25 protein-coding genes are annotated in these 22,350 nt (G+C 63.0%); 18 read left to right on the top strand and 7 right to left on the bottom strand.

The features are described from left to right. The first annotated feature begins 70 nt into the window (after nt 1–70). The gene (locus tag AB0323_RS10230) at nt 71–544 is read left to right on the top strand and encodes a GNAT family N-acetyltransferase (protein ID WP_366177216.1); all 474 of its coding nucleotides are present in this window, start codon (nt 71–73) and stop codon (nt 542–544) included. Nucleotides 545–620: 76 nt separating this feature from the next. Here AB0323_RS10230 and AB0323_RS10225 read toward each other — a convergent pair whose 3' ends face one another. After that, on the bottom strand, nt 621–1,226 hold the full coding sequence (locus AB0323_RS10225) for a PadR family transcriptional regulator (protein WP_366177215.1): 606 nt from the start codon (nt 1,224–1,226) through the stop codon (nt 621–623). Between the two features lie 200 nt (nt 1,227–1,426). Between AB0323_RS10225 and AB0323_RS10220 the strand changes: the two genes are divergently transcribed. Genes AB0323_RS10220 through AB0323_RS10200 form a run of 5 tightly spaced genes read left to right on the top strand, consistent with a single transcriptional unit; the run spans nt 1,427 to nt 4,322 of the window. Next, the gene (locus tag AB0323_RS10220) at nt 1,427–3,091 is read left to right on the top strand and encodes an EAL domain-containing protein (RefSeq protein ID WP_366177214.1); all 1,665 of its coding nucleotides are present in this window, start codon (nt 1,427–1,429) and stop codon (nt 3,089–3,091) included. Beyond that, the gene (locus AB0323_RS10215) at nt 3,088–3,552 is read left to right on the top strand and encodes an SRPBCC domain-containing protein (RefSeq protein ID WP_366177213.1); all 465 of its coding nucleotides are present in this window, start codon (nt 3,088–3,090) and stop codon (nt 3,550–3,552) included. Before AB0323_RS10220 ends, AB0323_RS10215 begins: the two co-directional genes overlap by 4 nt. Nucleotides 3,553–3,560: 8 nt before the next feature. After that, nucleotides 3,561–3,848 (top strand): YciI family protein, encoded by a 288-nt coding sequence (locus tag AB0323_RS10210; protein ID WP_366177212.1) that lies wholly within the window; start codon nt 3,561–3,563, stop codon nt 3,846–3,848. Next, nucleotides 3,838–4,053, top strand: coding sequence for a hypothetical protein (locus tag AB0323_RS10205; RefSeq protein ID WP_366177211.1), 216 nt, complete (start codon nt 3,838–3,840; stop codon nt 4,051–4,053). Before AB0323_RS10210 ends, AB0323_RS10205 begins: the two co-directional genes overlap by 11 nt. Continuing rightward, nucleotides 3,963–4,322: a glycoside hydrolase family 66 protein gene (locus AB0323_RS10200; RefSeq protein ID WP_366177308.1), complete on the top strand. Its 360-nt coding sequence runs from the start codon at nt 3,963–3,965 to the stop codon at nt 4,320–4,322. Before AB0323_RS10205 ends, AB0323_RS10200 begins: the two co-directional genes overlap by 91 nt. 463 nt (nt 4,323–4,785) lie before the next feature. On the opposite strand, the gene AB0323_RS10195 is transcribed toward AB0323_RS10200, so the two are convergent. Further along, nucleotides 4,786–5,400 (bottom strand): PepSY domain-containing protein, encoded by a 615-nt coding sequence (locus AB0323_RS10195; protein WP_366177210.1) that lies wholly within the window; start codon nt 5,398–5,400, stop codon nt 4,786–4,788. A 221-nt stretch (nt 5,401–5,621) separates the two neighbouring features. Here AB0323_RS10195 and AB0323_RS10190 point away from each other — a divergent pair, with 221 nt between their 5' ends. Then, a complete protein-coding gene (locus AB0323_RS10190; RefSeq protein ID WP_366177209.1) occupies nt 5,622–7,250 on the top strand; it encodes a sensor histidine kinase in 1,629 nt (542 codons plus the stop codon). Beyond that, nucleotides 7,247–7,918: a response regulator gene (locus AB0323_RS10185; RefSeq protein ID WP_284982098.1), complete on the top strand. Its 672-nt coding sequence runs from the start codon at nt 7,247–7,249 to the stop codon at nt 7,916–7,918. The genes AB0323_RS10190 and AB0323_RS10185 overlap by 4 nt, the downstream gene beginning before the upstream one ends. A 26-nt stretch (nt 7,919–7,944) precedes the next feature. Here AB0323_RS10185 and AB0323_RS10180 read toward each other — a convergent pair whose 3' ends face one another. Further along, nucleotides 7,945–8,259 (bottom strand): hypothetical protein, encoded by a 315-nt coding sequence (locus AB0323_RS10180; protein ID WP_366177208.1) that lies wholly within the window; start codon nt 8,257–8,259, stop codon nt 7,945–7,947. 116 nt (nt 8,260–8,375) lie between these two features. On the opposite strand from AB0323_RS10180, the gene AB0323_RS10175 reads away from it, so the two are divergent. From AB0323_RS10175 to AB0323_RS10130, 10 genes are all read left to right on the top strand, one after another. Then, nucleotides 8,376–9,194, top strand: coding sequence for a hypothetical protein (locus AB0323_RS10175; protein ID WP_366177207.1), 819 nt, complete (start codon nt 8,376–8,378; stop codon nt 9,192–9,194). Nucleotides 9,195–9,358: 164 nt separating this feature from the next. Continuing rightward, nucleotides 9,359–10,519 carry an extracellular solute-binding protein gene (locus AB0323_RS10170; RefSeq protein WP_366177206.1) on the top strand — a complete coding sequence of 387 codons (1,161 nt, stop codon included), beginning with the start codon at nt 9,359–9,361 and terminating at the stop codon, nt 10,517–10,519. Further along, nucleotides 10,516–11,478: a sugar ABC transporter permease gene (locus AB0323_RS10165; protein ID WP_366177205.1), complete on the top strand. Its 963-nt coding sequence runs from the start codon at nt 10,516–10,518 to the stop codon at nt 11,476–11,478. The genes AB0323_RS10170 and AB0323_RS10165 overlap by 4 nt, the downstream gene beginning before the upstream one ends. Next, nucleotides 11,478–12,329 (top strand): ABC transporter permease subunit, encoded by an 852-nt coding sequence (locus tag AB0323_RS10160; protein ID WP_366177204.1) that lies wholly within the window; start codon nt 11,478–11,480, stop codon nt 12,327–12,329. Before AB0323_RS10165 ends, AB0323_RS10160 begins: the two co-directional genes overlap by 1 nt. 49 nt (nt 12,330–12,378) lie before the next feature. Then, nucleotides 12,379–13,440, top strand: coding sequence for an ABC transporter ATP-binding protein (locus AB0323_RS10155; protein WP_366177203.1), 1,062 nt, complete (start codon nt 12,379–12,381; stop codon nt 13,438–13,440). Next, nucleotides 13,437–14,984, top strand: a complete 1,548-nt coding sequence (locus tag AB0323_RS10150) for an inositol monophosphatase family protein (protein WP_366177202.1) — start codon at nt 13,437–13,439, stop codon at nt 14,982–14,984. Before AB0323_RS10155 ends, AB0323_RS10150 begins: the two co-directional genes overlap by 4 nt. Then, nucleotides 14,965–15,816 carry a DUF6454 family protein gene (locus AB0323_RS10145; RefSeq protein WP_366177201.1) on the top strand — a complete coding sequence of 284 codons (852 nt, stop codon included), beginning with the start codon at nt 14,965–14,967 and terminating at the stop codon, nt 15,814–15,816. The genes AB0323_RS10150 and AB0323_RS10145 overlap by 20 nt, the downstream gene beginning before the upstream one ends. 56 nt (nt 15,817–15,872) lie before the next feature. Next, nucleotides 15,873–16,049: a hypothetical protein gene (locus AB0323_RS10140; protein ID WP_366177200.1), complete on the top strand. Its 177-nt coding sequence runs from the start codon at nt 15,873–15,875 to the stop codon at nt 16,047–16,049. 143 nt (nt 16,050–16,192) lie between these two features. After that, complete coding sequence (locus AB0323_RS10135) at nt 16,193–16,495, top strand: DUF4193 domain-containing protein (RefSeq protein WP_059388261.1); 303 nt, start codon at nt 16,193–16,195, stop codon at nt 16,493–16,495. Nucleotides 16,496–16,934: 439 nt separating this feature from the next. After that, nucleotides 16,935–17,480 carry a hypothetical protein gene (locus tag AB0323_RS10130; RefSeq protein WP_366177199.1) on the top strand — a complete coding sequence of 182 codons (546 nt, stop codon included), beginning with the start codon at nt 16,935–16,937 and terminating at the stop codon, nt 17,478–17,480. A 63-nt stretch (nt 17,481–17,543) separates the two neighbouring features. Here AB0323_RS10130 and AB0323_RS10125 read toward each other — a convergent pair whose 3' ends face one another. The 4 genes from AB0323_RS10125 to flgK all read right to left on the bottom strand — a co-directional run bounded on the left by AB0323_RS10125 (nt 17,544) and on the right by flgK (nt 22,350). Continuing rightward, complete coding sequence (locus tag AB0323_RS10125) at nt 17,544–19,109, bottom strand: APC family permease (protein ID WP_364540793.1); 1,566 nt, start codon at nt 19,107–19,109, stop codon at nt 17,544–17,546. Between the two features lie 545 nt (nt 19,110–19,654). Then, entirely contained in the window at nt 19,655–20,041 is a 387-nt protein-coding gene (locus tag AB0323_RS10120; RefSeq protein WP_366177198.1) for a flagellar assembly protein FliW, read from the bottom strand. Then, complete coding sequence (flgL, locus tag AB0323_RS10115; protein WP_366177197.1) at nt 20,038–20,925, bottom strand: flagellar hook-associated protein FlgL; 888 nt, start codon at nt 20,923–20,925, stop codon at nt 20,038–20,040. Before flgL ends, AB0323_RS10120 begins: the two co-directional genes overlap by 4 nt. A 3-nt stretch (nt 20,926–20,928) precedes the next feature. After that, nucleotides 20,929–22,350 carry a flagellar hook-associated protein FlgK gene (gene flgK / locus AB0323_RS10110; RefSeq protein WP_366177196.1) on the bottom strand — a complete coding sequence of 474 codons (1,422 nt, stop codon included), beginning with the start codon at nt 22,348–22,350 and terminating at the stop codon, nt 20,929–20,931.

The following is a 22,350-nucleotide window of genomic DNA, read 5'->3' as shown; positions in this document are numbered from 1 at the left end:
GGCGAGCCGGCGCAACCGCGAAACCCAGCATAGACCCGGAAGCCGGACCAGGGGAGTGTAAATTGATTCGATGATTCACGTCGAGCCCGATGATCCGGCACGTGCGGATGTCCACCGACTCCTGAGCGAGCACCTCGCGGACATGTTCGCCACCTCGCCCGCCGAAAGCGTCCACGCACTGGATCATTCGGCGCTGTCCGCACCCTCGATCACCTTTTGGACGGCCCGCGAAGATGGTGCCCTCCTCGGGTGTGGCGCGCTCAAACTCATCGATTCCCCACCTGGCTCAGGGAAGCAGGGCGAAATCAAGTCCATGCGCACCACGGCCAGTGCGCGGGGGCGCGGCGTGGCCACACTCGTGCTCAACCACATCCTGGATGAAGCGCGACGCCGAAACTACGAGCGCATCTTCCTGGAAACAGGAGCCGAGGACTATTTCGCGCCCGCACGGCGCCTGTATGTCCGCAACGGATTCGCCGAGTGCCCGCCCTTTGCCGGCTACACCCTGGATCCACACAGCGTTTTCATGGAACTTCGCCTCTGAGAGAACGGAACCCAGGCAGACGTTTCCGAAGCCGCCAGCAGGGCTGTTCCGCTTCGCGGCTTCGGAAGGTGCGGTACTAGTCGGCAAGGATGTGGTAGAGCGCTCGCCGGGTTTCGTCGATCTTTTCCATGGCGGCCGTGCGTTGTTCGTCGGTTGCGGCGAAGCGGAATTGGTGGATAACCCCCATGAGCTTTGCCACGCTCTGGTGGAACGCGGGTCCTGATCCTTCTGGATCGATGTTCCACGCATTTTCCAGCTCCTCGGCGTGCTCCGCTACGTATGCCTTCCCGGCGTCGGTGAGTGTGAATTCGGTGCGTCGGCCTTCGCCGACGGGTGCAATGAGCTCCTCGTCAACGAGCTGCTGCAGCGTCGGATAGACGGAACCCGGGCTTGGGCGCCACGATCCGGACGTCTTCTCGGCGATTGTCTTGATGAGTCCGTATCCGTTGGATGGCGCTTCGGCCAGCAGGGAGAGGATAGCGAAACGAACGTCGCCCTTGTTGGCCCGGCGCTGGCCGCCGGGACCAAAGCCTGGGCCAAACCCCGGCCCGAAGCCCGGTCCGAAACCGCGGCCTGGCCCGAATCCGCCGTGTCCGTGGGGTCCGCGACGGCTCCGGCCGCGTCCGAAGCGTTCCATATCCGGACCGCAATCTGTGTGTCTGTTGTCGTGAATGCCTTTCATAACGGCATCGTCCCTTCAATGTTGTGGGTTGCCCTGAGGCTCGCAGCTTGTTCTGCGATAGTTAACGATATATCGCTGACTGTCGTTAAACAAGGGCCAATTCATGTCCGGGTGGTAAGAAGAAGAACGTGTGTTCGAACGACGGCAGCCCCGTGCCTTCCCTCTTGCGTCCACTCCTGTCTTGTTTAGGGGACCTGGGGGTGGCGTCCCGCGTTGTGCCCGGTACCGTTTCGGCCACGGAGATCGATGCCATGTTCCGGAGCGACCGCGGTCTCAGGGCGGTCGTGGTTGAACAGGGTGAGTCATTCGGGCTATTGACCCGGGACCATCTGGAGTTCAAGTTGACCGGCAGGCTCGGCTACGGGCGGGCGCTGAATATGAGAAGGACGGCTTCGGAGCTCTTGCCCGCCGAAGGCTCGTCCATGGCTGCCGACTTGGATCTGCAGTCCGCTGCGCAAGCTGTCTTGGAAAGGCCTGAATACGAGCGGTATCAGGATCTTCTGGTTCTGGGCGCCACTGGCCCAAGGATTGTCACGGTATCGGACATCTTTGCGGCCGTTTCAGCGCAATTCCGCCACGCTTCGCTTCACGACCCGCTCACAGGGTTGCCCAACCGGAGGATGCTCGAAGAGCACTGCCCTGACATCAGCGCGAGCGTCGGGATCCTGTTCATCGACCTTGACGACTTCAAATCCGTCAACGACACCTATGGCCACCGCGCCGGTGACGCTGTGCTTACAGAGTTCGCCTGGCGCCTGATCCGCAGCGTCGGAAACCGCGGCACTCTCATTCGCTTGGGTGGTGACGAGTTCGCTGTACTCCTCACCGACGTCGATGAGGACGCCGCTTGTGCGGTCGCAAACGGAATCCTGGACAGCCTGGAAGACGCTTTCGTGCTCGACGGGTGCGAACTGCATGTCAGTGCCACCATCGGCCTGGCCCTGGGAATCGACATCATCGCGGAGGACATGCTCGCCGGTCCCGACGTACTGCTCCGGCACGCCGACGGCGCGATGCTCCGGGCCAAGCAGGAAGGCAAGCGACGAATCGGCCGTATCGGCCCCTGCCAGGAACCGGCACCGTTCGCGCGCCAGGCGCACATCCGGCGTCGGCTCTCTTCTGCCGTTGACGACTCGGCCCTGACTCTCCACTACCAGCCAGTCCTGGATCTTGCGACCGGGGAGGACGCCGGCGTCGAAGCCCTCCTGCGCTGGAACGATAGGGAAATCGGCCCGGTGGCCCCGGACGAGTTCATCCCGGTCGCGGAACATACCGGAGAGATCCGCAGGATCGGGGCTTGGGTCCTGGATCAGGCCTGCGCCCAGTCCCGCTCCTGGATTGACGCCGGCACGCCCCGGACCATCGCCTTGAACGTCTCCCCGGTCCAGTTCGCGGGCGGCACGCTCCCATCCGACATCCGGGCTGCCTTGAACCGCCATGGAATTCCTGCCCGAATGCTGGAAATTGAGATCACGGAAGGAACAGCGATAGTAGACGTCCCCTCTGTTGCATCGCAGTTGCGGGAATTGATCGATATGGGCCTTGGTGTCGCCTTGGACGATTACGGGAGCGCCTATTCGTCCTTGGCCATGCTTCGGGTCCTTCCGCTGACCACGCTGAAAATCGACAAAGCGTTCATCAGGGACATCGATAGTGAGCCGCATACTGCGACGATTGTCCAGGGGCTGATTCAAACCCTCAACGCCATGGGGGTCCGGGTTACCGCCGAAGGAGTGGAACGCCAGGAGCAATTGAATATTCTGCGGGACCTCGGCTGCGACACCGCCCAAGGGTATTTGATCGCTCCGCCGATGGCTCCCTCGGAATTTAGGATGGTCATGAACGAGATTGAGGACAGCAAATGAGTGAACGACTTACGACCATCGAGGTCGAAGAATTCTTGCCGTATTCGCCTGCCAAGGTTTGGCAAGCGCTGACGGATCCGACACTGATCGCCCGCTGGTTGATGGAAAACGACTTCCAGGCGATCGTCGGGCACCAGTTCCAGATGCGCGGGATTCCCGTTCCGGCGGTCGGATTCAGCGGCTTGGTGGCCAGCGAAGTCCTTGACGTGGAAACGGAGAAGCTCCTGCGTATTTCGTGGCGGGACGCGGACTCAGGAAACAGCCTCAACAGCACCGTGACATGGTCAGTCACTGCCGAGGACACCGGCACGCGGCTGTTCCTTGTCCACGACGGGTTCGATCCCAACGAACCGACCCACGTCGCATCGCACCGCATCATGAGCGGCGGATGGCGAAACCACGTCCTCCCGCGGCTCGGCCAGACCCTGGCCGAATCCGAGAGCGCCGAACCCGACAGCTAAGGAATACAATGCAATTCGTCGTCTTCTACAGCTCGGATCCGTTGGCGCTTCCAGGGCTCCAGGCCGTTTACCCCAGGCATGTTGAATATATGCAGGCGTTCGCTGCCGAAGGCGGCCTCATCGGCATCGGGACTTTCAACAACCCTGCCGTGAACGGTTCGATGGGCATCTTCACCAGCAAGGAAAGGGCGGAGCAGTTCATCGCTGGCGATCCTTTCGTTCTGGAAGGACTGGCCGTACCCAGCGAGATCCGGGAATGGAATGCAGTCATGTTCAGTCCGCAGGATGATGCTTGACTTCCCCGGGGGCCGGCTGCTGCATGGCGCCGATGGCTGCTCCGCGGGCCCAGTGAGTGTCGTCAACGTCCGCAACCACCGCGTTAACCAGGAGACATCGAGCCTTCTGGCCCGCTGGTACGACTTCCTGGTGGAGATCGGCCTGAGCCAGGGGCTGTCTGGCGCCGGGTTACCAGGGTTCCGGGCGGCTTCGCCATCCATCTGATCAACTTGCTGGGGCAGTCGGACACCGAATGGGATGCGCCGCGGGCTCTACCGCAATCGACGGGCGACGGACGGCTGCGTGTCCGGCGGACGCGGGGTACAGTGCCACGCATTCGGTACGCCGACCCCGATGGCAGGTCGAGATTGGTTGAGGTTCAAGTGGAACTCGAAGGAGACTATGCGACGGCGATTCTTCCTGCGCCGCACTTCTGGCAGCTCGTCTACGTGACGGAGGAACCCGCTAAGGTTCCACCGACGCCGGCACCTTAGGCTCAATTCCCCAAGCTACCCGGTGCAATGCGGTTGCGAGCCAACCCCGGAGCCGAGCCAGCCGCAGGCTCCTTGCCGGGGGCGCCGGAACAACCGGTGCCCCCGGCAAGGCACTGCGGCTGTCATTGTTCACGATGCCGACAACTGCACAAGCCATCATCAACGAAAAATCCATAGTCATCTTCTTCTCATCTAAAACGTGGAGCCCTGGACTGTAAATCAGTTAGCGGCTGGAAAAAACCCGAATACCCAAGGCGGAACCGCCGTCGTTCAAGGTTCTGTTAAACACGCTAGGGGCTCCGGAAGACGATGTCAGCAGCTGCGCCGCTCCCTGCTTTTCCTAGGATTGACGGTCCTACCCTCACTGCGGCCCGGACCGGGCTGCGCGGCCCGGGGGAGATCGCACAAGTGGGCGGACGCGGCTGGGTGCCGTATCCGCCCACAGTGCTTACTGGATTGGGGTTTAGTGACCGGGCCCGCCGGTTTCCGTCGCGGTGACCTTGAAGCTTGCGTCGAGTTTGACCGTGGCGTGCGTGCCGTCCGACTTGGTGATGTGGGCTTCGTAGGCGGCGCTGCCGTCGTCTTCGGTGGTCATGTTCTCCACCGTTGCGCCGGAGTTGGCGGCCAGTACGGCGGCTTTGACCTTGCTTGCGGTGTCACCGGTGAGGTCGGTTTCGTTTCCGTGGTTGCCGTGGCCGCCCTTCCCTCCGCCCGGGCCGCCGGTTTCGGTTGCGGTGACCTTGAAGCCTGCGTCGAGTTTGACCGTGGCGTGCGTGCCGTCCGACTTGGTGATGTGGGCTTCGTAGGCGGCGCTGCCGTCGTCCTCGGTTGTCATGTTCTCCACTGTGGCGCCGGAGTTGGCGGCCAGTACCGCGGCCTTGACCTTGCTTGCGGTGTCACCGGTCAGGGCCGTTTCGTTTCCGTGCGTACCGCCATTCGTGGCAGGGGCGGATGGGCTGGCAGTCGAGGTGTCACTGGTTGCGGCATTGGCCGGCAGGGCCATGGCAGTGAGGGCTCCGCCGCCTGCGACCGCGCCTATCAGGGCCGCGCCCACTGCGATTTTCCGGACTCTATTCACGATGTTGCTCCTTAGAGGTTCAACTCCGAGGGGTTCGAAGCTGTATCCAATCCTCGAACCCCAGGCTTTGGCCCCTGTACACCTATGCTGTGCCTGAACTGTGATATTTTGCGTGGCTCACAGGATCCGGAAGCTCGGAGGAACGTAGTGGCCGTGAACTTTGTCACATAAGCTACTTAGGGAGTAGGAAGAGGTTGGCGGTGCATCCAGAGTTGCGTGGCTTGCGATTTTTCGGCGCGCGCTGGAAGGCGCGGCCCCTTGCCTCCCAGATCCTGGTGTGGTTGCTCTGCATCCTCTTTGTGACGGTCACTTTGGGTGCGCTTCTCTACACCCAGATCAGCAACCAGACCCTTGAAGACCAATACCGGCTCCGGGCCCTGGGTATTGCCACGACGGTTGCGCAAATGCCGGAAATCGTGACGTCGCTGGGGAACGGAGACCCAACGCACGCGATTCAGGCGATTGCGAGCAAAGTCCAGTCCCAGGCACAGCCGGACTACGTCGTCGTCTCCGACCGGAAAGGTGTCCGGTACTCCCATCCGAATCCGAACCTCATCGGACAGACCCTGGAAGAACCCGTTGCGGTCCTGGACGGGCAGACCCATGTCGGCATCGACAAGGGCAGCCTCGGTGACTCAGTCAACGCCAAGGCGCCGGTGCGCGCGGCGGACGGGACCGTCGTCGGGCAGGTTTCGGTGGGAATCCTGGAGACGACGGAAAGCAGCGAGCTCGCTAAACAGGTGTTGCTGATTGCCGGCTATTCAGCTGTTGTGCTCGTGATCAGCGCCATGGGTTCGGCGCTCCTGGCGCGCAGAATCAAGCGGGTCACCTTCGATCTCGAACCGGTGGAGATTGCGTCCCTCCTGCAGGAGCGCGAAGCCCTGCTGCACGGCATCCGCGAGGCGATGATAGGTTTCGACGACGACGGCCGGGTCACCGTCATCAACTCCGAGGCGCGCTCCCTGCTCCATCTGGAAGAAAACGTGCTGGGAGAGAAGATCGAGGATCTCCTGCCGCCCGGGCGGCTTCGTTCCCTGCTGACCGGCCAGATCAGCGGTACCGACCAGATCGTCATCACCGAGGACGCCTTGCTGGTGGTGAACCGGATGTCCGTTGCTTTGGCCGGAAGGAGCATCGGTTCGGTGGTCACACTGCGCGACCGCACCGAGGTTGAGGGCTTGGTGCGCGACCTTCGCTCCGTCGAAGGCCTGATGGAGGCCTTGCGCGCGCAGGAGCATGAGTACGCGAACCGTCTCCACGTGGTGGACGGACTACTGGAACTCGGAGATGTGGACCAGGCACGGAATTTCGTATCGCGGATTTCGGACACCTCGCGCTCGCTTGGCGAAGGCTTGCGCTCGCGGATCGAGCCGCCGGAGCTCGCGGCCCTGCTGCTCGCGAAAATCACCGTGGCTGCCGAGCAGGATGTCCAAATCTCGGTGACGGACGACTCGCAGCTGCGCCAACCGTTCCTCGAAACCCAAGCGCTGCTGACGATCGTCGGAAACCTCCTGGACAACGCCGTCGAGATCCTGGCCGAGCAACCGGCGCCCCGTGAGGTGACCATCCAGCTGGACGATTCCTCCGGCATCTTCATCTGCGTGACCGACAACGGGCCCGGCGTTCCTGCAGAATTGGTGGGCACGATCACTGCTGACGGGTTCACCACCAAGGAACCGCGGCCGGGAATGCGGCGGGGGATAGGCCTTGCGCTCGTGAGCAGGATCGTTCACCGTGCAGGGGGCACCATGGATGTTTTCCCGGGCCCCGGGGGACGCTTTGAAATCTGGTTGCCGGAACCGCACATGGAATCCGACGCCCCGGTCATGACAGGAAAATCAATCGAATGATCCGGACCTTGGTGGTCGACGACGACTTCCGCGTAGCGCGCATCCATGCCAGCCGCGTGGCCAAAATCGAGGGATACGAATGCGTCGGTGAGGCCCACACCGCGGCGGAGGCCAGGGAAGCCGTGCAGCGGCTCAAACCGGACCTGCTTCTCCTCGATGTCTACCTTCCCGATGAAGACGGAATCAGCCTGTTGAGGTCCCTTCAGGGAGCCGGCGAAAAGCTCGACGCCGTCATGATCACCGCCGCCCGGGACCTCGAGACCGTGCGGGCCGCCATGCGCGGTGGAGCGGTGTACTACCTCGTCAAACCGTTTGGCTTCGAACAGCTGCAAACCCAGCTCGAGGCCTATCGGCGCTGGCGGCAGGAAGCCGAGTCCCGGACCGTGGCCGACCAGGCGACCGTGGACCAGCTCTTCAGCCTGCGCCGGACGGCTCCGCCTGCCAAAGGACCCCGGCGCCTGCCGCCCACCATGCAAAAAGTCCTCGATATGGTGGTTCACTCCACGGAACCCTTGGGCGCATCGGAGATTGCGGGCAGCGTCGGCATCAGCCGCCCCACCGCCCAGCGCTATCTCAGCGAACTCGAGCGCAAGGGACTCGTTGACCTGCATTTGGCCTACGGTTCGACGGGGCGCCCCGTGAACACGTACTTGCCGCGCAAGGGCTGAGGACCGGCCGCTTCGATGGCGGGCCCCTAGCTTGATCGGCGGTTGCGCGCTTGGTGCGCCAGCTGGATGAAGCCGTAGATGAAAGCGGCCTCAGTGAGCACCATCAATCCCAGCCACAGCAACTCGCCCGTGCCGATGAAGTCAATGATCCCGACAAGGACGAGCACGGTTCCAAGGACCAGTGTGTAGACGGCGAAACCGAAGGCCACTCTTGCGCTCCGCACGCCCGTCTGGAAGCCAAAACCCAAGGGTTCCCCGCCCGGATAGCCCTGGACACGATCGTGTCCCGCGGGTTTGAGCCTGTCGAACTCATCCCAAGGATCCAGATCCTGATCGGCCATAGTTCCATTATCCCGCGAATCGGGCCGGCTGTTTGAGGGTTGGCTGCCATGTCAGGCAGCATCGTGCGAGTGTCATATTCGGGAAACGCTCGGGAAAGCCCTGAACAATGGGGGCCATGATGCCCGAAGAACTCACCGCTAGCCCGCGGCTCAAGGACACCGCAGTTGTCGGCGAGCAACCGCAGAATGCCGTTTCCCGAGCCGCCGCCTCGAAAGTACCTGAGGTGACCGTCCTGTTCTGGGTGGTGAAGATCCTTACAACAGGGATGGGCGAAACTACGTCCGATTTTCTTGTACACCGTTTCGAACCCGAGATCGCTTTGGGCCTCGGGTTCGCGGCATTGGTGATCTCTTTGGTCTTGCAGTTCCGGGTCCGCCGGTACATCCCCTGGGTGTACTGGACCGCTGTTGCGATGGTCAGTGTGTTCGGGACCATGGCCGCCGATGCCGTCCACGTCGGACTTGGCGTCCCCTACCTGGCGTCGTCTCTTTTCTTCACCGTGGCGCTCGCCGTCGTCTTCCTGCTCTGGCACCGGAGCGAGAAGACCCTCTCCATCCACAGCATCACTACCCGGCGTCGGGAGTTCTTCTATTGGGCTGCGGTGCTGACAACCTTCGCACTTGGCACGGCTACCGGGGACCTGACCGCCTACACGCTGGGCCTGGGCTACCTTGCCTCAGGCATCATGTTCGCGGTTGTCATCGCTGTCCCCGCACTGGCCCACTGGCGTCGCCTGCTGGCGGCGATCCCGGCCTTCTGGTTCGCCTACATCGTGACCCGGCCATTGGGGGCGTCCTTCTCCGACTGGACCGCCGTTTCCCCCGATCGAGGGGGACTCGACTGGGGCACCGGCCCCGTCAGCCTGGCCCTGGCCGCGGCGATAGCCGTCCTGGTCACGCTCCTGACGATTAACCGGAATCGAGCCCACAAGTAGCGCAATCCATTGCTACTGCTGATGTTCGCATGTCCTGACATATTTGCGTGAATTCTGTTTCCGGTTAACCACGGATTCATGGGCCATGACCCACTCCTTCACCTTGCCCTTGGAAGGTAGTTCCTGCCCTTGGGGGACTTTTCGGTTCAAGATGAAGGAACACCATGACCAACCGCTTCCTAGCAGCGGCCGCCGTCGCCGTTGTTGCAGCCACCGCTGTGACCGGCTGCGCTCAAAGCAGTACCGCTTCGGCCCAGAACAATGGCTCCAGCGCATCCCCGGACAAGACGATCACCGTCTTTATCAGCGGGGACACGAACGTCCAGAACCTGTGGGAAAAGAGTCTCGTTCCCGCCTTCGAGAAGGCCAACCCCGGCTACAACGTGAAGGTCACCCTCGATCTGCACGGCGAGCACGATGCCCAGACCCTGGCGAAACTGACCAGCGCCACGGAGCAGAACAAGGAACCTGATTTCGACCTCGTGGATGGCGGCTTCGTCTCCAAGGCTTCCGCGGCAAATCTGCTGACCTCCGTGAGTTCGCAGACGATTCCGGCACTGAACGATGTCCCGCAGGACGTCATCAAGGCCGGCGGCACGGGTGGGATCCCGTACCGTGGCTCCGCGGTGCTCTTGGCATATGACACCAAGACAGTTGCCACTCCGCCGAAGACGCTTGACGATCTGCTCGCCTGGATCAAGGCAAACCCGGGCAAGTTCACCTACAACTCGCCCAAGTCGGGAGGGTCTGGCGGCGCATTCGTTGCCACCGTATTGGACAAGTTCGTTCCCGCCGACGCCCGCGCCAAGATGGCGGTGGGCTACGAGAAGGACCTCGAGAAGTACTGGGACCAGGGCTTCGCGACGTTGAAGGACCTCAACTCGTCCGTCTTCCAGAACGGCGTCTACCCCAACGGCAACCAGCAAACCCTTGACCTGCTCGCCAAGGGACAGATCTCCATGGCCCCGGTGTGGTCCGACCAGTTCATCACCGGCTTGACCAACGGCCAGATCCCGTCCACCGTAAAGGCCACCCAAATCAGCAACCCGTCGTTCACCGGCGGCGCCGCCTACCTCGGCATTCCCAAGTCCTCACCCCGCCAGGAAGCCGCGCTGAAGCTTGCCAACTTCGTCCTCTCGCCGGACGCGCAAACCATGATCATCAAGGAAATGTCCGGGTTCCCTGCCATCAGCCTGGACAAATTGCCTGCTGATGTGAAGGACAAGTTCAAGGACGCAGACACCAACAACCTGCGCAAGGGCTACTTCGACCAGATGGGCAAGGACCTGAACAACCTCTGGGACCAGAAGGTTCCCGGCCAGTGACAACCACGCTTCAAAAGCCGGCGGAACTGCAACAAACAGTTCCGCCGGCTGGTGTCCCGCGGCCCAAGCGCCTGGGCCAGCGGGCCGTCGGTTTCTTCATGGCCCTCCCGCCGATCCTGCTGATCGCACTCTTCGTCGGCTTCCCGATCGTGCTCGCCTTCGGCTTCAGCATCGGCCTGACCGGCGGCTTGAACCACACCATCGCCACCATTGGCCAGAACGTGCACGAGGCAGACGCCTGGTGGGGAACCCTGGCCGCGTACCAGGAGATGTTCACCAACAAGCGTTTCCTCGGGGACCTCCTCGTCACGGTCATCGTGACGCTGGTGAGCACGGCAACGGTCATCTTCCTGGCCCTGGGCATTGGGCTCTACCTCAAGCTCAAGGGTGGTCGAATGGCCAGGCTCCTCTCCGGACTGGCGATCGTGCCGCTCTTCATCCCGGTGGTCATCGCCTCGTGGGCGACCCTGACGTTCTACTCCGGCACGGGTTTCCTGCGGAGCGTCTTTGCCCTCTTCGGCCTTGACTTCCCCATCTGGGCCTTCACCATGGTCACGGTCATCATCGGCTCGGTCTGGACGTCCCTTCCCTTCGCTGTGCTCATGGTCTCCTCCGGACTGCAGTCCGTGCCGAACGCCATGATCGAAGCAGCGCGCGACGCCGGTGCCGGCTCCTTGCGCACGATCGTCTCAGTAATCGTTCCCATGGCGGCAGTTCCCATCATCATTGCGACGACGTTTACGGCCATTGGAATCGTTGGATCGTTCACGGTCCCGTACTTCACCGGGCCCAATTCGCCGAACATGCTCGGAGTGGACATGTCCAACTACTTCTCCGCCTTCAACCAACCCCAGCAGTCGGCGGTCATGGCCTTCACTGTCTTCCTGATTGCCTCCGGAATCGCCGCGCTCTACGTGTGGGCAAACTTCCGTTCCGCCAAGAAACAGGGGAAGGTCTGATGGCTACCACGGCTCCTTCCCGCTCCCGCAGACCGCTCACGCTGGACTCGATTGTCCGCCGTGTGCTGGTGGGCCTGTTCGTCGTGCTCATGGTCGTTTTCATCCTGGGCCCCTTGCTCTGGCTCGGCGTCCGCGCGTTCGCCGGTAACTGGACCTTCCCCAATCTCCTTCCCGATGACTGGACGCTGCGCTGGTGGCAAGTGGTGGTCAACGACGGCGCGCTCGGCATCGCAGTGCAGAACTCGTTGTTCTTCGCTCCGCTGACGGTTCTGGTATCCGCGATCATTTGTTTGCCGGCAGCCTACGCCTTCGCCCGCTTTGATTTTCCCGGGCGCCGCTTCTTCCTGATCAGCCTGTTCGCGACCAATGCCTTTCCAAAAATGGGCTTATTCGTCACCCTCGCGGCACTCTTCTACGCGTTGAACCTCATGAACACCATTTTGGGAATCCTCGTGGTGCACGTGCTGGGCACAGTGGTCTTCATGACGTGGATTCCGGCGGCAGCGTTCGCTGCGGTCCCGCGGAACCTGGAGGAAGCAGCCCGCGACGCCGGAGCCTCCAAACTGCGCGTGTTCGCTTCAGTGACCCTCCCCATGGCACTCCCTGGCATCATCGTCGCGGCCGTGATGTCCTTCCTGGCGTCGTTCGACGAAGCGCAAGGAACGTACTTGGTGGGGGCGCCGGCCTTCATGACGATGCCTACCCAGATGTACAGCCTGGTACTGAACTACCCCACGCAGGTGGCTGCGGTCTTTTCGATCCTGCTGGCCATCCCCTCCGTTGCCCTCATGCTCGCGGCGCACAAGCACATCCTCGGCGGCCAGCTCGCCGAAGGCTTCCAGATCAAATAGCGCCCCGCGCTCAACGTCAGACAGAGAACCCATGACTATCCATGAACCATTGACTGAACCACCGATCAACACCACGAAGCCGGGGACCTCGGCGTCGGGCGGTGGCCTGACCGTACGCGGCCTCCACAAGGTCCTCGGCGGCCGCACCATCATCGACAACCTCGATCTCTCGGTAAAAGAGGGCGAACTGGTGTCCCTGCTAGGGCCCTCCGGCTGCGGCAAGACGACGACGCTTCGCATGATTGCCGGCTTCCTGGAACCGGATTCCGGTTCCATTGAGGTGGAAGGCCAGGAAGTGTCCCACCTCGGCGCGGAGAACCGCCCCAGCGCCATGGTGTTCCAGAACTACGCACTGTGGCCCCACATGACCGTGGCCAAGAACGTCGGCTTCCCGCTGAAGCTCCGCAAGATGTCCAAGGCCGAGATCAAGGACAGGGTGGAAACCGTCCTGGAGTTGGTCAGCCTCTTGCACCACAAGGATTCCAAGCCCGCGCGCATCTCCGGCGGCGAGCAGCAACGCGTGGCTTTGGCCAGGGCACTCGTCCAGGAGCCGAAGCTCCTGCTCCTCGATGAACCCTTGAGCAACCTGGACGCGAAACTGCGGGTCAAAGTGCGCGAAGACATCCGGAAGATCCAGCAGGAACTGGGCATCACCACGGTCATCGTCACCCATGACCAGGAAGAGGCAATGTCCATGTCCGACCGCATCGCCGTCATGAATGCGGGCAAGATCGAGCAATACAGTACTCCGGAAGCGCTCTATGCCCGCCCGGAAACCGAGTTCGTGGCCACCTTCATCGGCAGCATGAACCGCCTGGAAGGCTCGCTCAACAACGGACTCATCACCGCGGGCCCGGACATTCTCGGGATCCGGCCCGAGGACGTCATCCTGGCAGACGCGCCCTTCGCAGGCGCTGTCCCGGCGACTGTCGAGCGGGTCGTCCCGCGCGGACATTTCCAGGAAGTGTACGTGCGCAGGGCCGACGCCCGGCTCCGCAGCTTTGTCAGCGGCGAGTTCATGCAGCCAGGCCAGCAGACCCATGCGGGGATCCGCAAGGCCATGACCTTCCGGGACGGACGCCTCGTAGCAGAGGCGGGTGCCGCACTTTGAGCAACATCATTGACACCAAAAGGACCCGCGCAACGGCCCATCGGGGAGACTCCAGCAAACACCTGGAGAACACCCTGCCCGCCATCGCCTCAGCCATCGACGCGGGTGCGGACCTCGTGGAAGTGGACGTCCGGGTAACGAAGGACGGGCAGGTAATCGTGCTCCACGATGCCTCGTTGCTCAGGATCTGGAGCCTCGACGCCGACGCTGCAGACCTCGACTATGACCGGATCAGGCAGCTGGGCGCGGGCGAGGAACGAATTCCGCTGCTTTCCGAAGCCCTCGAACTATTCCGCGGCAGCCGGTCAACCTTGCTCATCGACATGGACGAGCACGGCCCCGCAGAGGCGGCTGCCGCCGTCGTACGCGAAAGCGGCGTCGAAGTGGCCTGGTGCGGGAACCTGGACGGAATGCGGACCATCCGCGCCCTCGACCAGGATGCCCGGATCTGGCTGCCATGGAGCAAAAGGATCGCCCCGCCCGAGGAGCTGTTAACCGAACTAAGTCCCGAGTTCGTCAATTCCGAGCACGTTGTTCTCAGCAAGGAGATGGTCGAACAGATCCACGCCACGGGAGCCAAGGTTGCGTGCTGGACCGTGGACGACTTGGAAACCATGCGCTGGGCCTTGGGACTTGGCGTGGATTCGATCACGAGCAACCAACTGGATCTGTTGCAAAGCGCCATCGCCGAAGACCCGCAGGCATGGGCTTCGGCCCAGGCTCCCGCGGGACTGGCCGGAGATGAGGTACTTGAGTCCCGGAAAGTCGCGTTGGAACTGGCCGAATGGGCCGTCGGGTACATGCGCGACGCCGATCGCGGCCAGGTCTCGACCAAGGCGCACCCTGCTGATCTGGTCACGGAAGTCGATGTCGCCGTCGAGCGCCACGTCCGCGAAGTGATTGCCGCCCGCCTTCCCGGCCACACGGTGGTAGGGGAGGAAATGGGCGGCGTGGCCGTGCCGGGCGCACCGTGTTGGTACCTTGATCCCGTCGACGGGACCACCAATTACGTGAACCACATTCCCTGGACGGCGTTCTCGCTGGCCTTGGCGGTGGACCGCAAACCCGCGGTGGCCGTCGTCGCAGATCCTTGGCGTGGCGAGATTTTCGAGGGGTGGGCCGGTCATGGTGCCTGGCTGAACGGAAAGCCGCTTTCGCTTGCCCGTGCGGGAGTCCCGACGGCGGCCCTGGCCGGAACGGTGGTGGCGACCGAACTCGCGGGGCACTTGCCGTGGCCCGGAATGCTTGAACTGCTCGCCGCGCTCGGCGAACGGCACAGCATCATGCGGATCATGGGTTCGGCCACCATGACGGTGGTGGGCGTAGCTGCCGGACGTGGTGCGGGGGCAATCATCGGCAGCTTCAGCCCGATCGACCACTTGGCTGCGACGCTCGTTGTTCAAGAGGCCGGAGGCATCGTCCTCAATTCCGAAGGCGAGATCGACACGTTCCCGGAACAGGGCGGGGTGCTTGCGGCCCGTCCGGAATACTCCGCCGAACTTTACGAACTGTGGAGCAAAGCACATGCCGACGCCGGCAAATGAGCTCCGCGCCGACGCTATTTCCGCCCTTGACCGGGGGAGCCGCTTCGAACTGGTTAAGGAGATCCCCCTCGACTTTCCGACGCACCACCCGCAGGGCATGGCCTTCGCCAAGGGACTGACGTTCTTGTCGTCCGTTGAGATCCTCGAAGGGCCGTGCCCAGCGGCGGATCCGGCGCTGCGAACTCCCGGGCGGGGGAGCGGGCACGTCTTCGTCCTCGGGCCAGATGGAGGGCTGCTTCGCGATATTCCGGTGGGCGAGGGCAGCGTCTACCACCCGGGCGGTATCGATTTCGACGGCGACCACGTGTGGGTTTCCGTCGCTGAGTACCGCGCCGCGAGCAGAAGCATCGTCTATACGATCGATCCGGACACATTCGAGGTCCGAGAGCGGTTCCGCGTGGACGACCACATCGGTTGGATCCTCCGCGACCCAGGACTGGACCTGGTGTTCGGCGGAAGCTGGGGTTCCCGGCAGCTCTTCACCTGGGATACGGAAGGCTGCCTGATGGATCAGTGGGAGAACCCCGGCCACTTCGTCGACTACCAGGATGCCCAGCTCCTGGGGCCGGGCCTCCTGCTGTGCAGCGGGATTTCCCTGCTGCCGCGGACCGATGGCGCTGCCCTTGAACTCGGGGGACTGGCCCTGGTGGAACCGCTACGGCAAAGGATCGCTTGGGATGTGCCCATCAGCGTGTTCAGCGCCGCCGGCCACGTCATCACACGGAACCCAGTCACCGTCACCACCGATGAATCCGGGCTGTTGATTTACGCGGCGCCGGATGACGGCGACGACGACGGCGGCACGCGGATACTGAGCTACAGGGTCATTTAACACAGCCGTGACAGACCGGAAACGGGTCTTGAACGGGGCCTCGATAGCGTGGCCGCATGATCGTATCCATCATGTCCAAGGTGAGCGCCTGGATCGAAGCTGCCTACTTCTACGACGCCGCCGAGCTGGGGGCTTCCGGAGCCACAGAAGCCACCCGGTACGGCTGGCTCCCGGCCCTCAGCGGTGTGGCCATTGCCGACGCCCAGGCACGGAAAATCCGCGCTACGGAGTAGTTAAAACCCCGGGATTCCGGGGTTTTCGAGTGGCCAAATGTCTTGTTGAACACACTATTCGTTGATGGCGTGTACTATGCCCTAAACTGCTTCACTGAGGTGCCTGAAATGGCGCTATGCAGCAACGAAAGTGAACCACAACAATGGCTACCGATTACGACGCCCCACGCAAGACCGAAGAAGAGTCTCCCGCCGAATCGCTCGAGGCCCTTCAGGCGTCGCGCGGCTCCGGTGCCCAGACTGCTGTCATCGACATCGACGAGAACGACACAGCCGAGGGCATTGACCTTCCGGGCGCCGATCTGTCCGGCGAAGAACTGACCGTCATCGTTGTCCCGGAGCAGTCCGATGAATTTACGTGTTCATCGTGCTTCCTGGTCCGTCACCGGTCGCAGATCGCGCTGGAAAAGAACGGCCTCAAGTACTGCCGCGACTGCGAAGGCTAAAACCCGCACGCAAAGCAGCCCCGCCCGACTGGAATCGATCAAGACCAAACCAGCCGGGCGGGGCTTTTGTATGTCACGCCCAGCAGACTTTTGGCACATCATGCCCGCGGGAGTCCCGGAATCCAGGGGTTTGGCAGGCTGCAGACCCCTAAAAAGCTGCCGTGCGTGACGCAGGCCACCGGCCCCTTCACCCGCACCGCGCAACCCGCAGAAGCCGCCGCTCCGGCGTCGTTATCCGTGATAACGAACGGAGGCGCGAAACGGCCCTGAAACCCTGTAAAATCGCGGAAACCAGGGGGGCAGGATGACGTCTTCGTGACCCTCTGGGAGGTTCACTAACAGTTGGGCGCCGAAGCGGATACGAAGGTCCTGAAAGGGCCACGACGCTCCTACGCTTGAGTTATCGCATCGCTCAGGTATTCAAGGGGAGTGGGCCCAGATGAGAAAGTTTCATGCGTGGTTGGCGGCTTTGGTGGTGGCTGCCGGGCTCGGCCTCGTGGCTCCAGGGGAGGCGTCCGCAGAGCCGTATTGCGGGATCGTGTGGGGATCGTTGGCGAAGTCCAACCCGGCGCTGACCCAGGCGCAAGTGGTGAATGTCAGGACGGGCCAGCAAAGCTGCTATGACCGCCTGGTGGTCGACCTGAACGGTGCTGTTGCCGGCTATTCAATCCGCTACGTTCCACAGGTGCTGCACGACGGCTCGGGACTTCCAGTCGACCTGAGGGGCAACGCATTCCTCCAAGTCACCGTGAACGCCCCCGCCTACAACTCCGGCGGCAATGCCACGTACAACCCGGCCGACAAGAACGAGCTGACCAACGTCTCGGACTACAAGACCTTCCGGCAGGTGGCTTACGCGGGCAGCTTCGAGGGATACACGAGCCTTGGCCTCGGTGTTCGCGCCCGGCTTCCCTTCAGGGTCTTCACGTTGGCTGGTCCGGGAACGGGATCGCGGCTGGTGATCGACGTCGCCCACATGTGGTGAAGCAACCAACACAGAAGCCCTGCCCCGGATGATTCCGGAACAGGGCTTCTGCCATGTTGAGTTTTACTCCGGTACCACGAGTGCCGGAGTGTCCTTGCGGAGGGTCTCGCCGCGGAAGAAGCCGGGGCGGACGCGGGCCATGATCACCATGACCACTGCTCCGAGGGCCAGAATGCCCACGCCGATGATGAACACGAGGCCGACGCCGAAGATCTCGGAACCGCTGCCGAAGTCCGGAGACCAGCTGTCCACTGCCGTCTGGATGAAGACGAGGGTCAGCACGACGCCGCCGATCACCGGGAAGAGCAGGCGCATGAAGAAGTTTCGAACGCTGCTGAATACGCTGTGCCGGAAGTACCAGGCGCAGGCAAAAGCGGTCATTCCGTAGTAGAAGCAGATCATCAAGCCCAGGGCCAGGATGGTGTCGTTGAGGACGTTCTCGCTGACCACCTTCATGATGGCGTAGAACCCGCCGGAGATAGCGCCGGCCATGATGGTTGCATAGCCGGGGGAGCCGAAGCGCTTGCTCACGGTGGAGAACTTCTGCGGAAGGGCGCCGTAGTGACCCATGGCGAGCAGGCTTCGGGCGGGGGAGGCCATGGTGGACTGCAGGGACGACGCTGTGCCTGCGAGTACGGCCAAAGACATCAGGATGGCCAAGGGACCCATCACGGGGGAAGCCAACGCGGCGAAGATATTGGACTGGTTGTCCGGGTTGTTGAGGCCGATGCCGTCGCCACCAACGCCTGCGACCATCATCGTTGCAACGATCACTGCGACGTAGAGTCCCAGGACGGCGATCGCCGTCGTGGTTCCGGCCTTGCCGGCGGTGCCCTTGCCGCCCTTGGTCTCTTCGTTGACCGTCAAGCAGACGTCCCAGCCCCAGTAGACGAAGACCGCCAAAGACATGCCGGCAGCGAACTGTTCGAAGCTGCTGATTTTCGTCGGGTCGAACCAGTCCCAGCTGAAGGCGATGGCCGTGGGGGTGTCGCCGGAGGAAGCGTGGGTGAGGGCCATGACGATAAACACCCCCAAGACCACTACCTGGAATCCCACCATGGCGTACTGCACGAGCTTGGTGGCGTGGAGGCCCCGGTAGCTGACCCAGACAGCCAGCGCCACGAAGACCAGGCATGTGGCGATGTTCAAGGCCTTGTTGGTGGTGAGGTCGGCAAGATCGGGATTGCCGAAAACCTGGGCGAGGAAAAGGTAGAAGAAGTCCACCGCGACGCCTGCCAGGTTGGAAAGGACGATGATGTTCGCGGCCAGCAGCCCCCAGCCGCCCATCCATCCGATGAACGGGCCGAAGGCCTTCGTGGCCCAGGTGAAGGTGGTGCCGCTGTCGGGAGAGTCTGCGTTGAGCTCCCGGTAGGCGAATGCCACGAGGATCATCGGGATGAAGGCGACGATGAAGATCGCAGGCAGTTGCAGTCCCACCGCGTTGACCGCCGGGCCCAGTGAGCTAGTCAGGCTGTACGCGGGTGCCACGGAGGAAATACCAAGGACGACGACGGCGAGGAGCCCCAGCTGCCCCGTCTTGAGTCCTTTGCCGCTGATGCCGTGTTCGGTGCCGGCGGGATCGTGGGCCTCCACGGTTTTCCTTGCGCTTGGGCGGGTTATTTGAGTCATGTGCTTGGCTCTTTCTAGATGGGCCGAAGGTTGTTGCTGGGTGATGCAGTGAAAGCCGTCTGTGGGGTCATCGAAGCTGATGGCGGGCGGGGGAGGTTGGGACGCCCGGGTAGGTGGTGTAGATCATGATGGCTGTTCTCCGGTGAGACGGGAGTCACTAAATGAATGACGTTCATTTAGTATGGACGCGGAGAAGCCTTGACGCAAGTGGTTTGGCCAAACAATTTTGGTTCGGGGTGGATCATCTGAGCGAGCGTTTGCCGGAAACGGCCCATAAGTGAGCGAGCGTTCGCCGAAATGGGCCTAAAGGTGAGCGGGCGTCGTGGAAGTCCAACCCGGTCGAAAGAGCCGGGATCCCGGGCCTTGAGAAGGGACGCTCGCTCACATATGCGGCCAAATGTGACGACGCTCGCTCAGATCATCTGAGCGAGCGTCCGCCGGAAACGGTCCAAAAGTGAGCGAGCGTTTGCCGGAAACGGCCCAAAGGTGAGCGGGCGTCGGGGTCTTAACAGTCGGGGTCTTAACAAAAGGGGAGCGGCTGCTGCCTAGGCGCTCAGCTCGGCCCGGAGGGGGTATTCCTTGCTGTCGAGGAGAAGCTGCGTGCAACGTCCGGTTTCCGGGTTCAGCACGATGGGGGCCGCGAGATTGACCGTGGTCCTCTCCGGGGTCGGGTTGACCACTACCAGGGTGGTTGCGAACTCGGCCCGGTCCAGGCCCAGATCCTCCAGTGTTGCGCGGGGGATGGCCGGGGCGTAGCCCGGAACGTAAACTGCGGCCTCGGCCAGGAACATCCGGATGCGCGGGCTGACCGACTCCATCGCGTAGAGCCCGGGGGCTCCGTCGATTCCCCGCAAAGCGAAGCCGTCGGAGGCTTCAAGCCCCGGCATGGGCGCGGTGAAGCTGAGCTCCCGCGAATCCTGTGCCGTGCTCATTTGAGGAAATCCATAAGCGTGGGCTGGAGCGACTTGGCGGTGACCGCGAGGGCAACCTGGTAGTTGGTTTCCTGCAGCTTCAAGTCCATGACGACCTTTCCGATGTCTGCGTCTTCAATTCCGGAACGCTGTGCGGCGAGTGATGCCTTCAGTCCATCGACCGAGTCCTGGGCGCGCATGAGCTTGGTCTGCCTGGCACCGACGTCCGCGCGTCCGTTGACGACCGACTTGATCTTGTCACCGATCGCGGCCAAACGGCCGCTGACATCCGCACCGGAGCGGATATCGGCGACGACGTTGCTCACCAAAGCGAAAACGGAGCCGGCGCCGTCACCGAAGATCGCACCGCCGTCCGCGTCCACCCGCACTGTCTGCGTTGCGTCAATCCGCCGCTCTACGGTGCCGCCCTGTGCTCCGTTGTACACGGGCGGCGTGGCGCTGCTGAACGCGCCGGCGGAATCGGAACTTCCAGCGAAGACGTTGCGGCCCAGGTACTGGGTGTTCGCCTGGGCGAGAAGGTCTTTGTTGAGGCCTTCGATTTCGACGGCGATCGCCTCCTTGGCGGTGCTGTTCAGGGAACCGTTGGCGGCCTGGACTGTGAGGTCTCGGACCCGGTTGAGGATGTTGGTGGCTTGGCCGAGGGCCGCGTCCGCGGTTGTCAGCCAGCCATTGCCGTCGTTGATGTTGTTCGAATACTGTCCGGCGGCGCTGAGCTGGCTCTTGGTGGCGAGCAGGTTCGCCGTGGCCGCGGGATCGTCCGAGGGCCTGGTGATGTTCTTGAGGTTGCTGGCCTTGTCCTGCAGTGCGGCGAGCTTCGCCTGCCCGGCCTGCAGGTTCAGTTGCGCGGCCGCGGCCATCGTTTGGTTCGTGACACGGTTCAGCATGGCTTACCTTCCCACCAATCCGGTGTGGTTGATCAGGACGTCGAGGGCTTCATCCACGGCCGTCATGGCCCGGGCAGCCGCTTGGTAAGCGTGCTGGTTGCTCAGGAGGCTGATGTTCTCCTCGTCGAGGCTGACGGACGCGCCGGAGGAACGCTGCCCGACGGCGGCAGCGCTCGCCGCGTCGGCGAGCTGCTGGTGCTGCTGTGCCGACTGGGACGCGGTGCCGATTCCTGTGACGATCCCGGACCACAAGGCGTCAGGGGATCCTTGCCCGGTGCCGATTTGGGCAACAGCGTCCGCGATTTTGCCGTCGAGGGCACCCGAGCCGGGATTGCCGGTCGCGATTCCCGCAGCGCTCGTCGGGACAACGCTGAGGGACAGGGCTGCCGGGGCACCGGGCGTGGTTGCGAAGAATTCGAGGTTTGAGGCGCCTGTGGCGGACTGCCCGGTGCGATGCACGGCATTGACGTCGTTCATGAGTTTGGCGGCGAAGGCGTTGTAGGAAGCGGCGGCCTCGGAGATGGCGCCTCCCGCGCCGCCAGCCGCGGCCGGAGCAAGGAGGGATACGGCGCCGGCGAGCTTTCCGCCGTCGAGGGGGACAGCCACGCCAGGGCGATCGGCCCATTCCAACTGCACCGCGTAGCCCGGTCCGCCCATACTCGCCTGGCCGCTCAAGGTGAGGTCGCGGTGCGAGGTACCGGAGACGATGGCGTTGCCGCCGACGAAGACATCCACCGTGCCGTCGGGGTTGTCCCGGACGATTCCACCAGCCAGGGAAGCGATGCTTTCACTCACCTTGTTGCGGGCGTCGATGATCTCATTGGCGGAGCCGCCGGAGGCCGTGACGGAACGGATGGTTGCGTTGAAACTGGCCACCCGGGCCGCGGCATCATTCAGCGTGGCGACGGTAGTTTGGGCCTCTCCGCGAATCCGCGTCCACTGTGAATCCAGCGCCTTATAGCCAGCGGACACGGTATTGGCGAGGCTGGTACCGGCTTGCAGCAGCACGCCGGCAGGGGCTGCTTCCCCCGGATTGTTGGAGACGCCCTGCCATGAGGACCAGAAAGTCTGGAGCGCCGTCGATATTCCGGCGGGCCCGGGTTCGTTCAGGGAGCCTTCAAGTTGCTGGAGTTCGGTGGAGCGGTACCCGGCGTAACCGGCCTGGGCCGCGCCGGAGCGCACCCCGGCATCGAGGAAACTGTTGCCCAGGCGGGCGATCCCGTCCACCGACACTCCTTGGCCGGCCTGGGCGCCCGCTGCGAAGGGGCCCGTGCGCGCGGGTGCGCCGACGGCCGATTGTTCGATCCGTTGCCTGGTGTACCCGTCAGTGCCGGCGTTGGCGATGTTCTGTCCGGCAACGTTGATGCCTTGCTGCGCCGCGGTGAGGCCCAGGTAGGCCGTATTGAGTCCGCCGAATGTGCTCAC

It is taken from the genome of Arthrobacter sp. NPDC080031, from assembly GCF_040702485.1.
Lineage (GTDB): Bacteria > Actinomycetota > Actinomycetes > Actinomycetales > Micrococcaceae > Arthrobacter.
Note: the sequence above shows the minus strand (reverse complement) of the source record. Positions and strands in the feature narration are given on the sequence as shown.

Bases quoted from the DNA above. Each gene is read 5' to 3' on its own strand.
- AB0323_RS10215 (WP_366177213.1), top strand. From the start codon at position 3,088: ATGAGTGAACGACTTACGACCATCGAGGTCGAAGAATTCTTGCCGTAT.
- AB0323_RS10185 (WP_284982098.1), top strand. From the start codon at position 7,247: ATGATCCGGACCTTGGTGGTCGACGACGACTTCCGCGTAGCGCGCATC.
- AB0323_RS10170 (WP_366177206.1), top strand. From the start codon at position 9,359: ATGACCAACCGCTTCCTAGCAGCGGCCGCCGTCGCCGTTGTTGCAGCC.
- AB0323_RS10145 (WP_366177201.1), top strand. From the start codon at position 14,965: ATGCCGACGCCGGCAAATGAGCTCCGCGCCGACGCTATTTCCGCCCTT.
- AB0323_RS10140 (WP_366177200.1), top strand. From the start codon at position 15,873: ATGATCGTATCCATCATGTCCAAGGTGAGCGCCTGGATCGAAGCTGCC.
- AB0323_RS10205 (WP_366177211.1), top strand. From the start codon at position 3,838: ATGATGCTTGACTTCCCCGGGGGCCGGCTGCTGCATGGCGCCGATGGC.
- AB0323_RS10180 (WP_366177208.1), bottom strand. From the start codon at position 8,259: ATGGCCGATCAGGATCTGGATCCTTGGGATGAGTTCGACAGGCTCAAA.
- AB0323_RS10125 (WP_364540793.1), bottom strand. From the start codon at position 19,109: ATGACTCAAATAACCCGCCCAAGCGCAAGGAAAACCGTGGAGGCCCAC.
- AB0323_RS10210 (WP_366177212.1), top strand. From the start codon at position 3,561: ATGCAATTCGTCGTCTTCTACAGCTCGGATCCGTTGGCGCTTCCAGGG.
- AB0323_RS10130 (WP_366177199.1), top strand. From the start codon at position 16,935: ATGAGAAAGTTTCATGCGTGGTTGGCGGCTTTGGTGGTGGCTGCCGGG.
- flgL (WP_366177197.1), bottom strand. From the start codon at position 20,925: ATGCTGAACCGTGTCACGAACCAAACGATGGCCGCGGCCGCGCAACTG.
- AB0323_RS10230 (WP_366177216.1), top strand. From the start codon at position 71: ATGATTCACGTCGAGCCCGATGATCCGGCACGTGCGGATGTCCACCGA.
- AB0323_RS10225 (WP_366177215.1), bottom strand. From the start codon at position 1,226: ATGAAAGGCATTCACGACAACAGACACACAGATTGCGGTCCGGATATG.
- AB0323_RS10135 (WP_059388261.1), top strand. From the start codon at position 16,193: ATGGCTACCGATTACGACGCCCCACGCAAGACCGAAGAAGAGTCTCCC.
- AB0323_RS10175 (WP_366177207.1), top strand. From the start codon at position 8,376: ATGATGCCCGAAGAACTCACCGCTAGCCCGCGGCTCAAGGACACCGCA.
- AB0323_RS10120 (WP_366177198.1), bottom strand. From the start codon at position 20,041: ATGAGCACGGCACAGGATTCGCGGGAGCTCAGCTTCACCGCGCCCATG.
- AB0323_RS10160 (WP_366177204.1), top strand. From the start codon at position 11,478: ATGGCTACCACGGCTCCTTCCCGCTCCCGCAGACCGCTCACGCTGGAC.